Origin of the sequence: Peribacillus sp. NPDC096540 (assembly GCF_050278525.1) — a bacterium.
Lineage (GTDB): Bacteria > Bacillota > Bacilli > Bacillales > DSM-1321 > Peribacillus.
In genome coordinates, this window is the sequence record NZ_JBNNTG010000013.1 from 23701 (window position 1) to 39954 (window position 16254).

14 protein-coding genes and 1 pseudogene are annotated in these 16254 nt (G+C 36.1%); all 15 read left to right on the plus strand.

The window, feature by feature from the left end; translation table 11 throughout:
* Positions 1–43: 43 nt before the first annotated feature.
* The 15 genes and pseudogenes from qoxA to ACQKMR_RS13350 all read left to right on the plus strand — a co-directional run bounded on the left by qoxA (position 44) and on the right by ACQKMR_RS13350 (position 16253).
* The gene (gene qoxA, locus ACQKMR_RS13280) at positions 44–985 is read left to right on the plus strand and encodes a cytochrome aa3 quinol oxidase subunit II (RefSeq protein ID WP_427697715.1); all 942 of its coding nucleotides are present in this window, start codon (positions 44–46) and stop codon (positions 983–985) included.
* A gap of 50 nt (positions 986–1035) precedes the next feature.
* The gene (qoxB, locus tag ACQKMR_RS13285; RefSeq protein ID WP_427697716.1) at positions 1036–2991 is read left to right on the plus strand and encodes a cytochrome aa3 quinol oxidase subunit I; all 1956 of its coding nucleotides are present in this window, start codon (positions 1036–1038) and stop codon (positions 2989–2991) included.
* Entirely contained in the window at positions 2982–3578 is a 597-nt protein-coding gene (qoxC, locus tag ACQKMR_RS13290) for a cytochrome aa3 quinol oxidase subunit III (RefSeq protein ID WP_098369342.1), read from the plus strand. Before qoxB ends, qoxC begins: the two co-directional genes overlap by 10 nt.
* Before the next feature lie 2 nt (positions 3579–3580).
* On the plus strand, positions 3581–3868 hold the full coding sequence (gene qoxD, locus ACQKMR_RS13295; protein WP_053346601.1) for a cytochrome aa3 quinol oxidase subunit IV: 288 nt from the start codon (positions 3581–3583) through the stop codon (positions 3866–3868).
* Between the two features lie 950 nt (positions 3869–4818).
* Positions 4819–5226, plus strand: a pseudogene (locus ACQKMR_RS13300) (lysine 2,3-aminomutase); the annotation flags it as partial.
* Position 5227: 1 nt separating this feature from the next.
* Positions 5228–5506 (plus strand): YokU family protein, encoded by a 279-nt coding sequence (locus ACQKMR_RS13305; protein WP_427697717.1) that lies wholly within the window; start codon positions 5228–5230, stop codon positions 5504–5506.
* Between the two features lie 386 nt (positions 5507–5892).
* Positions 5893–6462: a manganese efflux pump gene (locus ACQKMR_RS13310; protein ID WP_427697718.1), complete on the plus strand. Its 570-nt coding sequence runs from the start codon at positions 5893–5895 to the stop codon at positions 6460–6462.
* Positions 6463–7080: 618 nt separating this feature from the next.
* A complete protein-coding gene (gene rodA, locus ACQKMR_RS13315; RefSeq protein ID WP_427697719.1) occupies positions 7081–8241 on the plus strand; it encodes a rod shape-determining protein RodA in 1161 nt (386 codons plus the stop codon).
* 808 nt (positions 8242–9049) lie between these two features.
* A complete protein-coding gene (locus ACQKMR_RS13320) occupies positions 9050–9715 on the plus strand; it encodes a helix-turn-helix domain-containing protein (RefSeq protein ID WP_427697720.1) in 666 nt (221 codons plus the stop codon).
* Positions 9716–10250: 535 nt separating this feature from the next.
* A complete protein-coding gene (locus ACQKMR_RS13325) occupies positions 10251–10478 on the plus strand; it encodes a YozE family protein (protein WP_427697721.1) in 228 nt (75 codons plus the stop codon).
* A 28-nt stretch (positions 10479–10506) separates the two neighbouring features.
* On the plus strand, positions 10507–12273 hold the full coding sequence (locus ACQKMR_RS13330) for an ATP-binding protein (protein ID WP_427697722.1): 1767 nt from the start codon (positions 10507–10509) through the stop codon (positions 12271–12273).
* A 181-nt stretch (positions 12274–12454) separates the two neighbouring features.
* On the plus strand, positions 12455–13162 hold the full coding sequence (locus ACQKMR_RS13335; protein WP_427697723.1) for a hypothetical protein: 708 nt from the start codon (positions 12455–12457) through the stop codon (positions 13160–13162).
* A 200-nt stretch (positions 13163–13362) separates the two neighbouring features.
* On the plus strand, positions 13363–13533 hold the full coding sequence (locus tag ACQKMR_RS13340) for a YozD family protein (RefSeq protein ID WP_064505166.1): 171 nt from the start codon (positions 13363–13365) through the stop codon (positions 13531–13533).
* A 247-nt stretch (positions 13534–13780) separates the two neighbouring features.
* The gene (gene deoD / locus ACQKMR_RS13345; protein ID WP_427697724.1) at positions 13781–14485 is read left to right on the plus strand and encodes a purine-nucleoside phosphorylase; all 705 of its coding nucleotides are present in this window, start codon (positions 13781–13783) and stop codon (positions 14483–14485) included.
* Between the two features lie 283 nt (positions 14486–14768).
* Positions 14769–16253 carry a S41 family peptidase gene (locus ACQKMR_RS13350; RefSeq protein ID WP_427697725.1) on the plus strand — a complete coding sequence of 495 codons (1485 nt, stop codon included), beginning with the start codon at positions 14769–14771 and terminating at the stop codon, positions 16251–16253.
* The last annotated feature ends 1 nt before the right edge of the window (position 16254 follow it).

The window sequence follows — 16254 nt, forward strand, 5'->3', positions numbered from 1 at the left end:
TGGGATAACTTAGAAATGAAATCTTAATAGAAAGGATACATATATGAAAACAAAATGGGTTTTATTAGCCATTCTTTCTACCATAGTCAATGTGCTTTCTGGCTGTGAATCATTAGCGGTCTTAGATCCTAAAGGACCTCAAGCCCAAACGCAAGCCAATGTGATTTGGCTATCAATTGCGATCATGGCGGTTATTGTTATTGTTGTTTGTGCTATTTTAGTCTTTGTGTTAACGAAATACCGTGACTCTAAACTACCTAAAGATTATGAACCACCCTACATTGAAGGGAATCATGTTGTTGAATCGATTATTGTTGGGGTGCCAATTTTAATCGTCATTTTCTTCTCCGTTGTTTCTGTAATTTCCAACAATAAAGTGGAAGCCACTCCGGAAGGGTACAAAGGTCAAGATCCATTAGTTATTTACGCTTCGTCATCTGACTGGAAGTGGCATTTTAGTTATCCAGAAAACGATATCGAGACAGTAAACTACTTGTATATTCCAACAAATCGACCACTTGAATTTAAACTTTATTCATTCGGGCCTATCACGAGTTTCTGGATTCCACAACTTGGCGGTCAAAAATATGCCATGTCTAACATGGTGACCACATTACACTTAGCAGCGGACGAATCAGGGGAAATGATGGGACGAAATGCAAACTTTAGTGGGAAAGGATTCGCTGAAAATACGTTCCACGTCGAAGCGATGTCTCAAGATAAGTTTGATGAATGGGTAAAGGAAGTTAAAGAAACTGCGAAACCTATTACTGAAGTAAGATTCAATGAATTATTAAAACCGGGTCATGAGGGACAGTTAACGTTTACTGGAACTCATTTAGACTTCTCACCAGCTCCAGAAGGTGAAAATGCGGGACATCATCATGGCTCAAGTGACTCTAACGCGAATTCAAAAGGTGAACATATGGAGCATGATCACAAGTCAAGTAGTAGTAAAGAAAAATCAGCACACAATCATGAATAATTTTTTAGTCTATCTCAAGAAAAATATTTTCAGAAAGGAAACACAAAAGTATGGGTTTTTTCTCTAGATTTCTTATACCTAATCCTAGTCCCGTCATTTACTCATCAATGCTGGCCATTGGTGTTACTGTTCTCTTGATCATTGTTGGTTTAACCCACTTTAAAAAATGGTTTTATTTATGGAGTGACTGGCTTACAACAGTCGATCATAAAAAAATAGGTATTATGTATCTAATATCTGCTTTGTTGATGCTATTTCGTGGTGGGGTAGATGCTGTGATGATGCGTGCGCAACTTGCCGTACCGGATAACAAATTATTAGATTCACAGCACTATAATGAAATTTTTTCAACACACGGGGTAGTGATGATTATCTTTATGGCGATGCCGTACATTATGGCCTTAATGAATTTCGTAGTGCCATTACAAATTGGAGCCCGAGATGTAGCATTCCCACGTCTAAATGCAATAAGTTTCTGGTTATTTTTTATGGGTGCGATGCTATTCAACATCTCTTTTGTAATTGGTGGTTCGCCTGATGCAGGGTGGTCATCTTATTTCCCGCTTGCAGGTAATGAATTTAGCCCGCATGTTGGAACGAATTATTATATGATTGGTATTCAGATAGCCGGAATAGGTACATTAATGACGGGGATTAACTTTTTGACGACTATTCTTAAAATGAGAGCACCCGGTATGACATTAATGAAAATGCCAATGTTTACATGGTCTGCTTTAGTCACAAGCATTATTATCATTTTCGCATTCCCTGTATTAACAGTGGCGCTGATCATGGGAACAATGGATCGATTATTCGCAACCAAGTTTTTCACAATGACTGATGGCGGTATGGATATGCTTTGGGCTAACCTGTTCTGGGTTTGGGGACATCCTGAAGTATATATCTTAATCTTGCCTGCATTTGGTCTTTTTAGTGAGATTATCCCAACCTTTTCACGACGTAACCTATATGGCTATCGATCAATGGTTGCTTCAATGGTATTTATCTCTATATATTCATTCTTCGTTTGGACGCACCATTTCTTTACAATGGGGCAGGCAGCATATGTTAATAGTATTTTCTCGATTACAACGATGGTAATTGCTATTCCGACTGGAATCAAGATCTTTAACTGGTTGTTCACGATGTGGAAAGGTAGAATCAGATTTACCGTACCTATGCTTTATTCAATAGGTTTCATACCTCTTTTCACAATCGGTGGAGTTACCGGGGTTATGCTTGCGATGTCAGCGGCGGATTATCAATACCATAATACAATGTTTTTAGTAGCTCACTTCCACAATGTCATTATTCCGGGTGTGGTATTTGCTGTGCTTGGTGCCGGAACTTACTACTGGCCGAAAATGTTTGGTTTCATGTTGAATGAAAGGATTGGGAAATGGGCGTTCTGGTTTCTAACCATTGGTTTTTGCTTAGCATTCTTCCCTATGTATATCACTGGTTTAGATGGTCAAGCACGTCGTATATACACATACTCTGAATCGACTGGATTTGGACCATTGAATATGATTTCGTTTATCGGGGCAGCTTTTATGGCAATCAGCTTTGTATTAATCGTATATACGATTTACTATAGCATTCGCCATGCTCCAAGAGATGTTGGTGATGATCCGTGGGATGCACGTTCCCTTGAATGGGCTACTCATAATCCAGTACCAGAATATAACTTTGCTATTATTCCACAAGTGAACTCAAGGGAAACGTTTTGGGATGCTAAATATAAAGGTCATGAATTATTCAAGGGTGACTATGAAAAAATTCATATGCCCAATAACAGCGGCGTACCGTTTATCATGTCCTGTATCTTCTTTGTCTTTGGATTTGCGTTAGTATTCAGCATATGGTTTCTTGCGATTATTGGGTTAATCGGTATCTTTGTTTGCATGGCTCATCGTTCATTCGAAATAGATCATGGGCATTACATTTCTGTAGAAGAAATTAAAGAGACAGAAGCAAAATTTGGGGGTGTCAATAAATGGAAATAGATCACTCGCAACCTCTTGAATATAGTACGGAACAAAATCGTCTAAATATTTTAGGCTTCTGGATTTTCCTTGGAGCCGAAATTATGCTTTTTGCAACACTCTTTGCATCATATTTTACATTAGTTGATCGTACGGGTAACGGTCCTACTGGAGCAGAAATTTTTGAAATCACTCCAGTACTTGCTGAAACATTCTTGCTCTTAACTAGCAGTTTTGTCATCGGGCTTGGAATTCATGCCATGCGACTTGGCAACAAGAAAGCCATGTTGACATTCTTCGTAATCACTCTCCTTCTTGGATTAGGATTCTTAGGATTTGAAATTACTGAGTTCATTACCTATTATCGCGAAGGAGCTACACTGCAAACTAGTGCATTTACATCGATGCTCTTTACAACATTAGGGACACATGGAGCGCATGTTACATTAGGACTTTTCTGGGGGTTATTTATTATCCTTCAAGTGAAAAAACGCGGGTTGACACCTGAAACAGCCAATAAATCCTTCATTTTCTCTCTTTACTGGCATTTCTTAGATATCGTTTGGATCTTCATCTTCACCTTTATCTACATGAAAGGAATGACATAAACATGAAGGAATTATTCCCGGCTAAACAAGTATGGGGTTTTGTATTTTCATTGATTTTGACGTTTGTAGCTCTTTTGGTTTACTTCTTCAATATGTCAAAAGCAACAGGCATGACGATTTTTATATTGACAGCATTCATACAAGCAGCTGTTCAACTAGTTGTGTTTATGCATGCTCGTGAAACTGATGATAGCAAATCAATTTTTATGACTCTATATTGCGCTATATTCCTAGCTCTAATTACTGTCTTCGGTACAATACTATGTATGGTCTGGGGTTGGAGTTATTGATATGAAACATCTTTGAGAAACAGAAGGCGTATGATGAGTAAGTGAAGTTGAAATAGGGGCAATGAGCTATGAATAGGGAAAAGCTTATAATGCCCTATCACAATATAACTGCTGATAAATTCCAATTTTAAAAAGCGACCTTCATTTAAGTGGTACGGCTTTTGTAATTCCCTTTTAAGGTTATTTCCAACCCCAATGAGAATTCAGACTTAGCTGCTGGATCTCAACGTTTTAACATTCTCACTATTCATATTAAATAATACACTCTACTCTAATGGATTTATTGTTATTTTAGTATATGTATTTAATGTTTTGTCAGAAGTACCTCTTATGGAATCTAACTAATGAGGGGTAAAAGTAAAAAGATTCTTACATTTTCTAACGGAGAAATCGATTCTTTAGTGACAGAAACAAGCGAATTGCTGGGGGAAATAGCCACTGATAGTGCGGATTCAGATAGCCATCTAAAAAATGTTTAATAAACTATTAGGGAAAAGTACCAAAAAGAAATTTCCTATTTCTCCAGATGCAATGAAAGCTTATCAAGAACTTCATCGTGAAAATCCTACTCATGAGTTATATGTTCTTCATACTAATCGTAAGAACCCCAATATCATTGAGAAAAAAATGGGTAGGTGTAAGGTGATAGTGAAAAGATTGGATTTTTCACAGCAAATAAAAGCAATAAAATAAATAATATAGAAAAACTAACAATAGAGTTCAATTGAAAGGCAAGTAGAGATGATTATTCTGTACTTGCTGTTTAATTTATATGTACCCACTTAAAAAGTAAGTTAAACAATAGCTAAGTTCTTTTTGCTTATTAAAGTAACAGATGGTGCTAGCAAAATAACTAAGGAGTCAGTGGAACAACCGTGTGTCTATTGGCTTCTTTTCGCATGTTTTCTTTAGAATAAGACACACATCTCATACTTACAATAAAAAACGACGTCCCTACTTTTGTTGTAGATGCCCCAGGGGGTGGAGGAAAAATTACATTACAACCCAATTATATCCTTTCACAATCACCGACAAAAACAGTGCTTCGTAATTTTGAAGGAGTGATTACCACATATCCAGAACCTGAGCATTACACACCAGGACTTGCAGATGATTATTTCAAAGGGATATACCCTGATATGGAAGAAAAAAGGTCAGATATAGGAATAGCTGGTTTGATGAACGACAAGCAATTTAATTTAGTACCTGTCGGGCTGAAGAGAATGAATCGCCGAGAAAATTACGTTACCAATCCGGAGCATGCTTCCTTAAAAAATCAACGTGAAAAGCGAGATCAGCTAAAAGAAAAGAAATTCCAGGCCCAGCAAAAAAAGAGCACTCCAAAGGGGGATGAATAGCATGGAAACTTGTCCATGGTGTGAGATAGGAAAACTTTCATCGGTAACAGGTACGGTCAATTGGGAATTACCAGATGGAACGCGAGCCGTTGAAATTACTGAAACTCCTTCTTCCCATTGTGAGAATTGTAAAGCTCTTTTTCAGAGTGATGAAATAGTAAAAGAAATTGAAGATCAGCTATTTTTAATTGATTCGAAAAAGCTGGAAAAACAGACGAAGTATGAAGACCTATTGAAGATGAAGAGGTTATTGAAGCGGAACTACTTTGATTTTTCGTAGGAGAAGCGAATAGACAGGGTCGAAGAAACATATTATCTCCTACTTATATGTTTCTTCGGCTAAAACAAAACTTGGATATATCGAAAAATCTACACATAGGAGAAAAGTGATCCCAGAAACTAGTTATTTTGATTTGAAATGTATTTCAATCGATCATTAGAAGCAAAGGGTGGTTGGACTCGTAAATCAATAAAAAATATGAATCGGTTTTTTACCCGAAGACAGGTAAATCATATGACAATGTGCAGATGCTTTCCCTAAAGCGGTTGAGGATTACATATAATAAATCGATTTATAGAAAACGCTGCTGAATGTAGGTTTTTTTTTGAACAAAAAAGTTTTTCATGCATTTGGTTAAATGAATAGATGCTTAAAAGGAGGATGCCATGCATTGGTTCACTATTGTTCTTATAGGTATAGCAACTAACTTAGGCAATTTAGGGATTGGTTTAGCCTATGGAGCAAAACAAACGAAAATCCCAATTTTTTCAAACGTTATCATTGCTATTATGTCGATGATTATCACTTATATTGCAGTTGTCGCCGGTGGTACGATTATCGAATATATTTCACCTAGTAAAGCTAACCTTTTGGGAAGTCTTTTGCTATGTGCTATTGGTTTATGGACTTTATTGTCCAATCGTTTCTCTAAGCAAGAAACGTTAATAAATCCTGAATTGATTGACGAGGATAGGGATTATACAATCTCTTGTAGAGAAGCAATCACCCTTGGGTTTATCTTATCTGCAAACTGCTTAGCGAGTGGAATTGCTATTGGTGCAAATGGTATTTCGGCCATTTGGACAGTAATATCTATTGGCTTTTTCTCGATAGTAACAGTTGGAGTTGGAAGTCATCTTTGCTATTTACTTATCAAAACATTTGTTGGTAAATATTCTACATCTATTTCAGGATGGTTACTTATTATGATTGGGATATACGAGATTTTCGCTTAAAAGATATTGGCAAAGAATAAATGTAATAAAAGGTGAATATCTCTTACTTGAATACGACTCATCTACTTATTTGAAACAAATTGAGGGGAGAAATAAAATGGAAACACAATTCATAATGAGGGGATAACTGGATTAGATAGTAGACGTGATTTTATGTTTATTAACGAAAGATCTCGTTATGTTAAGGCTGTGGGGACTTCCATATATATTAGATGATTTCTTTTTTGTAAAATGTGAAACGTTCAAAACTAAAGTTGGCATAACAAATTCCTTTTCTACTAATCGCACGAATCCAATGAATCCTGCCGGCATGAAATCGAGTATTTACATTAATTCACATTGACAGCCCTTACATAAATTAATATGATGAAGTGGTTATTTGAATATGACTCTTGTTAGGTTAGGCTTGCGAAAAAATGTCCAGAGACGCTTCTATAAAAGGAAGTCTTTTTTTATGTCTCAATTCCTTATAACCTGAAGTCATCATTCACGTAAACATTCTATTTGACCTATGTTTCTGTAAAAAGCAAAATATTCATAGAGATTAAAGAGAAGGAGGAAAGTTATGAACCGTGGATAGAGACAATTGAATATAGGTCTGGGAGAGGTAGGCATTAATTGAAGAGAAATGAAAATCAGCTAGATTACATCTTGCTAGTTACTTTATTTTGTTTATTCATATACAGCTTGTTTGCTGTTTATAGTGGCTCGGGGCAATATGAAACACATGATCCTTACTATTTTGTGAAAAGACAAATAATTTGGTACATCATTGGTGTGGCTATTATGGTGGGAGTGGCGTTATTTGATTTTGAGTTGCTTGAAAGATGGGCAGCGCCCCTTTACTCGGTAGGAATAGGGTTGTTAATACTAGTACATTTTTTTGGAACGTTTAAAAATGGAGCTACAAGATGGATAAGTTTGGGTTTTTTTGAGTTGCAGCCTTCGGAGTTTATGAAAGTGTTTCTAATTTTATATTTAGCTGTAGTTTTAAAACGAGTTGCAAATCGAGCACTTTCATTTAAAGATAGTATCCCAATTACTATAAAGGTACTTTTGTTTACAATTGTTCCGTTCTATTTAATTTTGGTACAGCCTGATTTAGGGTCTGCACTAGTCATTGCAGCAATAACATTTAGTTTAATACTTGCTTCTGGAATATCTTACAAAATAGTTTTCATCTTGGTTTCTTGTTTTGTAGCGTTAATTCGCCTTCTTGTCCACTTACATAATAATTCTTATGATATTTTTTCGAAAATTATTAAGCCACATCAATTGGAGAGAATTTATGGCTGGTTAAGCCCTGATGAATATGCCTCAAGCTATGGTTATCAACTAAAACAAGCCATTTTGGGGATTGGATCAGGTCAAATGTATGGGAGTGGATTCAATCAGGGAAGCCAAGTACAAAGTGGAAGAATACCCGAGGCACACACTGATTTTATCTTTTCAGTCATTGGTGAAGAATTTGGGTTTATTGGTGCAACTATATTAATAAGCTTGTATTTTATCTTGCTTTATCGAATAACGATTATTGCATTTAGTTCCAATAATGTGTTCGGCTATTTTATTTGTACGGGGGTTATTGGGTTACTATCATTCCAAGTCTTTCAAAATATTTCTATGACAATCGGTTTAATGCCGGTTACTGGAATCGCTTTGCCATTGCTGAGTTATGGTGGAAGTGCGCTTATAACAAATATGATTGCTCTGGGATTAGTATTCAGTGTAAATAAACGTTCAAAAAAATATATGTTTAGTAAAAGTGAAATATTGTGAATTTATCATTGAAAATCCGTCCGCTACATAACATCACATTAAATGAAATATATTAGATTAACAGGGTCCAACTATGACAAAGATGAAGATTTTTTACCGTCCCCAGCTCGTATGGTTATGGGAGGAATTAGTCTGGTTAAAGTGTTGACATTTTGTCAAATTATTTATTTCCTTTGAATGAAGAAAATATTTTTAATTTATTTAAAGGGTAACGAATATTACCGATTTATCATTTCGTGAATCGGGAAGGAATCAGTCTGGTTAAAGTGTTGACATTTTGTCAAAATAGGAATAAATTGAATGTAGCGGATGTTCGGATTTATTTGAAAAGATAGTAAGTGGAATAATTAATTTAGTAACTTCTAAATAGGAGTGTTAATTGAATCAAAGAGTGCAGTGAAGTTAAAAAAACTTTGTCTTGGTGACAGAAATACATAGTAATAAACAAACTCACATGCGCTCTTTTATCTGAATTAAGTTTCTATATTGAAGGAGAAATAGAAGTGCAGTATGATTAGAAGAAATGTTAGGTTATACTCTTTTCATAAAGGGAAATAATTAGTTTACAAAACCAAGTAGGTTTTAAATAATCCTATTACTCTCTAGAAATTCTAATGCGTGCTGAAAATGTTTGTGCCTTAGTTTGAACGAATAGGATTGTAATAAATCTCATGGATCGATCATCAACGATATTCAAAAGGACTGCTTAAAATAGCTGTCGCATATTTTATCATTTCGAAAACCTCGTCTTCACGACTCTTTTTATGCTTCTTTTTGAACGGAGCTATAATAGAAAGGAAAATAGAATATGTCTGAAGGAAGAACAAATAGTAATCTCGGTTTAATGTTAAAAGATTTATTGAAGGAACGGTCATTATCAATGCGGAAACTCAGTGAGCTCACTGATATTGATACAGCTACGATTTCAAGGATTATCAATGGTAAACGGAAAGCAAGGCCTGAGCATCTACAAAAATTTGCGAGCTACCTCGGAGTTCCTTTTTCAGAGTTATTTGCTGCAGCTGGCTATGATATTGAAAAACAGCAGGATAAACCAGATTCGGATATTCATGCTTCAGTTGACAGCATTCAAACCGTCCTCGAATCTGCTAATTTATATGATAAAGACTTTTCTTTAGCAAGTGTTAAACAAAAATTAGCTAATTATGAACAATATACACAAACTGATGAGGGAAAAGAAACGATCCTTAATAGCTTTGGGGAGAAGGTTCAAAAAGTAGGTAGTATAGGTCCATTTATTAGTCATTTGAAGGAAATGTATGAGAAATTCCGCTTAAAGAATGGTACTCCAGCTGAACTCACCTTAATTGGAAGTGCGCTCATATATTTCATATTACCAGTGGATGTAATACCGGATTACACCTTTCCGATTGGTTATTTAGACGACGCTATGGCTGTACAACTGGTGATAAATTTAGTATCTATGAAAGAAAGAGGCTCAATGAAAAGCTAAATCTCCTTAAAAAGAGATTCCCTAATAAACTCAGGTAAATAATATGAAATCGAAGTGGAATGCCGAGATGGTGGCATAGCAGATACAAGAGAATAATCAATATACACACAAGTTTTAGAATTAAAAGAAATGAGTAATTTTTACGGCATCTAAAACGGTAGTAGCAGATGTTGACATTGGATTTCTAGCTTTAGAGAAGGCTTTAGTATTAAGAGAATAGTATAACCCGTTGTAAGTGATCCTTTCCTGGTTTTATAAATGCTTTTCATTGAAAATCCTCTGGTGCATAACAGGGGATTTTTTTTCATTTGAGGATTTGGTTCGGCAAAGTTATTGATGAAGAATGGAGAAAGAAGGAAATGCATTCGAATGCATTTCGATATAAAGTGAAGCGGTTTCTGGTGAAATATCGTTAATTGTCCTATAATTGTTAGGAAGAAAAGCCCATGTTGGTTTTTAAAAATGTAGACGGAAGAGAAAGTTTCCGATATATTAAAGCTGAAATCTTAGTTACTTTTTTAGGAGGGCTCGTCACATGAGACCATTTTATTTATATTTAATGAAGTTCCGACAACCGAAAGAAATTGATGCCATCACTAAATTTGCTAATCACGCTTATAACGATCACAGTTTCCCAAAGCAATCGGATGATTATAATGAAGTAAGTAGTTATTTAGAATTGAATGGCGACTATCTCGAAAGTATGACTGTATTTGATCGTGCGTGGGAACAATATGTCCAAATAGAAGAAGGACTCCAGTAGGGAGATCAGGAATAGGGAGGGTCGAAGGATGCTTAAAAGCCTTCAAACCCGAATTTTGCTTTATTCTTTACTTATAGCCAGTGTACCAGTTCTGATATTAGGAATAATTTCCTATGGGTCACAACGCTCCTTGCTTGAAAAAGAGGCAAAAAATGCCTTGAATGCAGGTGCACTTAATATCGTTAATGAAACATATAATTATTTTAACGAACGGATTAGTGATGTGAAGTTGATAAGTGCAAATTCGGTAATCATAAATCCTGACTCATCAAAAGAAGAGAAGTCTAATGAACTAAAAAAGTTCATTGGAGCAAAAGGGGAATATTACGGAGCTTTGTATTTGGATTTGGAAGGTAAAGTTATTGCAGATACATCTAATAAAATGATCGGAGCTAACCTAGCTGAGAGTATATGGTTTGAAGAAGCCGTAGACGGTAATGAATTTCTTTCTGACGTGTATAAAACACGAGCTTATTCTGAACCCATTATAACTATAAGTGCACCGGTAAATGATCGTACAGGGCAAATGATTGGTGTTGTGTCCTCGGCTTTCCGGTTAGAAAAGCTTTGGGAGATGATTGAGAGAAAAACTGTTGATATTAGCGATAAGTATCCTGTGAACATTTTCATGATTAATCAAGAAGGTATCATGATTTCCCAAAAAAATCCCCATGGTGTCAAACAGAATTCTACCTTAGAGAAAATGGGTTTAACAAAAGAAAAACTGATGGAAGCTTCTGAAACGGATAACTTGTATAGTGCAGAGAATGGAGAGAAAATATATGCTATCCAGGCTGTACAAACGATAGCCCAAACGGAAAATAAATGGTTTGTGGTTGTGGGTGCTGATAAGAAAAAAGTGTTCCAGCCTTTGAATGATCTTTTGTCACGTTATCTAACCATTTACACGATTGTATTTGTATCAATCATTATAGTGGTCTATTTATTTACAAAGACTCTTGTACGACCTGTTCAAGATCTTGTTGAAGCAACTGAGGAATTTATTGAAGGAAAAGAATTCGTCGTTTCTAACAAGAGAAGTTTTGAAGAAATGGTAAAACTGAACCTTGCTTTTCAGAGAATGATGGAAACGATAGAGGATCGTGAAAAGGAAATCGTTCGTACGGAAAAATTGAAATATGTAGGTCAGCTAGCTGCAGGGGTTGCCCATGAAATTAGAAACCCATTGACGACAATAAAGGGGTTCTTCCAACTATTGAAGAGCCAGGATTATGATAAAACTTTAATTGAAAAGTATAGTGATGTAATGCTTGATGAGGTCAATCGGGTTAATGTATTTGTGACTCAACTTCTTGATTTAGCGAAGCCTCATCAGCTTGAATGGGAGAAATTTGATCTAAAAGATTTCCTCGATGAAATTATCGATGTCTATTCTTCTTCAATTCCGAGTTCTCATGTAACATTAATTAATAGGGTGACACAATCAGTATATATTTATTCCGATCGAAACCGATTGAGGCAGGTTCTCTTGAATGTCTTGAATAATTCTTGTGAAGCATTCGATTCAAAGGGGCGGATTGAATTGAATCTTACTATCGTTCCTCAATATATAAAACTAATCATTCGTGATGATGGAATAGGAATCAGCCCCAAGAATCTAAAAAATATCGGCATGCCCTTTTATACCACGAAATTGGATGGAAATGGTCTAGGGGTAGCAATGTGCATCCAAATTATGGAGGAACTAAAAGGGAAATTCCAAATTGAAAGTACATATGGCCAAGGAACAGACGTGATCCTGACTATTCCTACAAAAAACCGTCTCATTCGATGAGACGGTTTTTATACGTAAAGAATGAATAGTGACACTAAGTGTTGATATGACCCTTTATTAAATGAGAGTACTTTTGTATCTAAATGAGCAAAATGCCCCCCTCTTTCTATTAACCTCCATGTTTGTTTGTGCATATAATTTACTAATCAAACGATAAGGACCATATTGGGGGATGTCTCTTATGGGCAAGAAAAAACAGCCGAAATTTAAATTAGGCGATACAGTCGTAATAATAATGTATGGGACAGTCGGGAAAATAACCGATGTAAAATTTCTCGATGGTGCTTATGTGTATGAAGTGAATTATAGTGAAGGTCTTTATATTGAAAAAACATTGCAATCCATAAATGAATACGAAGGAGAAATCCTTTATCAAAGAGAACAGATCGATATTGAGTATAAATATTTATTAGGTGACTTAGTCCAGGTAGATGGATATGAACAGGATTATTTCAAGATTATCGGCTATAGAACAGAAATATGGCGCTATAAGGAAAATGCCTGGGAGGATGTGATCTATGAGTTATCACGAATCTCCGACGGGGAATGGCTTGAAGCGCATGAAGAAGAATTGACCTTAATAGCCGATGCCAAACGTGCAGATGCAATAATTCGAAAATTAGGGCTGCTCCTTTCTAAAAAGAATAATGAGCTTGCTATCATTGCTAAACAAAACAACCCTGGTAAAGGTGAGCGAGAAATGACTATGACAAAAAATGAAAAAAAGGAAATGATCGATGGACTGTTAGATTTATATAATGATTACTGTAAGCTCTATGAACATTTTGGCGATGATGAATATCACCATATCATGAAAATCGCCCTTGCTAAAATAGAAAAGGCGGCAGAGGAAATTTATCCGGATCAGAAAAAAAAGCAAACAAAGTGAAAGGTATTCCACCGTTCTAAGAAGCCATTTAACTAATAACTATACAGAAGCTTTCGTTCAATATGGCAGGAATAGATACTAATTAGTGGAGGCAATTTTCATAAACAAGTAAACGCTTCATATGTTTTTCTATTATGAAATGCCTTACTGGAATATTTGTCTCTATACATTCATACACCTTTAATTAAGGGGGCGATGATTTGCGAGAAATTGAGGTTTTTATTGATACAGAAGAGATAGCGGAATTCTTCTTCCAAGAATTGATAAGACGGGGCTATCTTCCAACAGAAGCTGAAGTTGAAGATCTTGCTGACATCACATTCGAATATCTTCTTGAAAAATGCATAATTGATGAAGAAGTCGATGAGTAACCTGTCATTAGACGGTTAGCAGCTTCCTTCCCTTAATTCTAAAAATTATTTTAAAAGACGGCGGACCACCGCCGTTTTGTTTGTATTTTTATATGTATGAGCCTTAATCTAGACCTCTTAATAGATTCCAGATTTCAATCCCTTACAGGCTCTTGAAATTAAGGTTCTGTTTTCCTATCTTGAGGTTGATATGGTATAGTAGTTTTTGAATATCTTTTCAACCAAAAGTTAAGGAGGACATAGTTGTATGAGCGTACATATTGGTGCTAAAGAACATGAAATTGCGGAAACGGTCTTACTTCCTGGGGACCCGTTACGTGCAAAATACATAGCAGAAACATTTTTAGAAGATGCTAAACTATACAATGAAGTACGTAACATGTTTGGATATACAGGGACATATAAAGGGAAACGCATTTCTGTCCAAGGTACAGGTATGGGTGTTCCATCCATTTCCATTTACGTAAATGAATTAATGAATAGCTATAATGTGCAGAAGCTGATTCGTGTTGGGACTGCTGGTGCCATTCAAAAAGATGTAAAAGTTAGAGATGTAATCCTGGCAATGAGTGCTTCTACGGATTCACAAATGAACCGCCTGACATTCGGGGGAGTCGATTTTGCTCCAACAGCGAATTTCGATTTGCTAAGAAAAGCTTATGAGGCAGGTATTGCCAAAGGTTTGCAATTAAAGGTGGGGAACGTGTTTACGGCCGATCACTTTTACAACGATAACAGTGAATTAGAAAAATGGGCGAAATATCAGATTCTAGCTATAGAAATGGAATCAGCTGCCCTATACACGCTTGCTGCTAAATTTGGACGTCAAGCTCTTTCTGTTTTAACTATTTCCGATCACATTTTAACTGGTGAGGAAACGACGTCGGCGGAGCGCCAGTCAACATTTAACGAAATGATTGAGGTAGCATTAGAAGCTGCTATACAGGACTGATAATAAGATGTAAATTTACTTGCGGGTGACAAGGAATAAATGAAGCTGTACGATTATAGTTAGGATACAGACTCATTTATCCCATGGTATCCGCATTTTTGTAATTTTACAGATTATTGGCAGGGAAATATTATTATGGGTTTGGTTAAGAATTTTATATCTGATTTTACCTACGCGAAATGGTGAAAAAAGATATATATATGATCAAAAAATGTTTTTTTGATAACTAATATTTTCCGATTAGCCTGAAAGCTGATAAAATAGAGAGAAAGTTTATATCGTCATGAAGAATGAAAGTGGTGAGGCTTCAGTGGAAGAAGAAAATCAAAAACAGCCTAAAGAGGCAGGGAAATTCATAAAAATAAAGAAGTTTACGTTCATTATGGGGATTTTCTTACTCATATTTCTAACCGCAGGGATTACTACAATAGCCTTGACTTTTGGAGATAAAAAAGTAGAGTCTTTAGCACCGGATAAACATTCGGAATTTGAAAAACTGTATTCTACATACGATACGATAAAAGATAAGTACTATGAAGAGATTGATCAAGACAAGCTGGTTGACGGGGCAATTAATGGAATGATCAAATCATTGGATGACCCATACTCTACTTATATGGATAAAAAGGAAGCATCGAGTTTCCATGAGAGCATCTCTTCATCTTTTGAAGGAATCGGTGCTGAGATACAAGAGCAGGATGGAAAAATTATGGTCGTCTCACCGATAAAAGGGTCTCCAGCAGAAAAAGCAGGGGTAAAACCGAATGATATCATTTTAAGTGTGGACGGTAAGAGCCTTGAAGGATTAAGCTCTTCTGAGGCTGTCCTGAAAATCAGAGGCGAAAAAGGGACGAAAGTGGATTTATCCATCACTAGAGCAGGTAAGGCAGAACCGATTGCTCTTACGATTAAGCGGGATACCATTCCAATTGAAACAGTATATGCCGAAATGCTAGATGATGGAGTTGCCAAAATCCAAGTAACAAGTTTTTCTGAGCATACTGTTCAAGAGTTGGAAACGGCACTTAATGATATGTCCAAAAAGGATATGAAAGGCCTTATATTGGACTTGCGTGGTAACCCTGGTGGATTGCTAGACCAAGCTATAGATATGGCAAGCTTGTTTATTCCAAATGGGGAAGTAGTTCTTCAAGTTGAGGAACGCAGCGGGAAAAAAGATGTCTATAAATCCAAGAATAATGGAGAGCTGAAGGTTCCGGTAGTCGTATTGATTGATGATGGAAGTGCAAGTGCATCTGAAATTGTCGCAGCGGCTGTCAGTGAATCGGCGGATATTCCATTAATAGGTGTTAAATCATTTGGGAAAGGAACTGTGCAAACAGCCCAAGACTTCAAAGATGGATCTAACTTTAAATACACTGCAGCAAAATGGCTGACTCCTAAAGGTAATTGGATTCATAAAAAAGGGATCAAGCCGGATATTAAAGTAAATCTTCCTGATTATGCAAGTCTTCCATTTATTTCACCGGATAAGGAATTGAAAGCATCTGATTCTTCCAGTGAAGTAAAGGCAGCTGAAGAAATGCTGAAAGCAGCAGGTTATAATCCAGGTAAGATAGATGGATTCTTTGATGAAGAAACAACAAATGCGGTCAAAGAATTCCAAAAAGAACAAAAGATTAAAGAAACAGGTATTATCAAAGACGATACAACCGTGAAATTAATGCAGGTTATCCGGGAGAAAATCCTTGAAAATGATACACAAGTGAAAAAAGCAGTGGAAGTTTTAAAGAAGGAAATCAAATAAT

Bases quoted from the DNA above. Each gene is read 5' to 3' on its own strand.
- ACQKMR_RS13320 (WP_427697720.1), top strand. From the start codon at position 9,050: ATGTCTGAAGGAAGAACAAATAGTAATCTCGGTTTAATGTTAAAAGAT.
- ACQKMR_RS13310 (WP_427697718.1), top strand. From the start codon at position 5,893: ATGCATTGGTTCACTATTGTTCTTATAGGTATAGCAACTAACTTAGGC.
- ACQKMR_RS13325 (WP_427697721.1), top strand. From the start codon at position 10,251: ATGAGACCATTTTATTTATATTTAATGAAGTTCCGACAACCGAAAGAA.
- ACQKMR_RS13305 (WP_427697717.1), top strand. From the start codon at position 5,228: ATGGAAACTTGTCCATGGTGTGAGATAGGAAAACTTTCATCGGTAACA.
- deoD (WP_427697724.1), top strand. From the start codon at position 13,781: ATGAGCGTACATATTGGTGCTAAAGAACATGAAATTGCGGAAACGGTC.
- qoxD (WP_053346601.1), top strand. From the start codon at position 3,581: ATGAAGGAATTATTCCCGGCTAAACAAGTATGGGGTTTTGTATTTTCA.
- qoxA (WP_427697715.1), top strand. From the start codon at position 44: ATGAAAACAAAATGGGTTTTATTAGCCATTCTTTCTACCATAGTCAAT.
- ACQKMR_RS13330 (WP_427697722.1), top strand. From the start codon at position 10,507: ATGCTTAAAAGCCTTCAAACCCGAATTTTGCTTTATTCTTTACTTATA.
- qoxC (WP_098369342.1), top strand. From the start codon at position 2,982: ATGGAAATAGATCACTCGCAACCTCTTGAATATAGTACGGAACAAAAT.
- ACQKMR_RS13350 (WP_427697725.1), top strand. From the start codon at position 14,769: ATGAAGAATGAAAGTGGTGAGGCTTCAGTGGAAGAAGAAAATCAAAAA.
- ACQKMR_RS13335 (WP_427697723.1), top strand. From the start codon at position 12,455: ATGGGCAAGAAAAAACAGCCGAAATTTAAATTAGGCGATACAGTCGTA.
- qoxB (WP_427697716.1), top strand. From the start codon at position 1,036: ATGGGTTTTTTCTCTAGATTTCTTATACCTAATCCTAGTCCCGTCATT.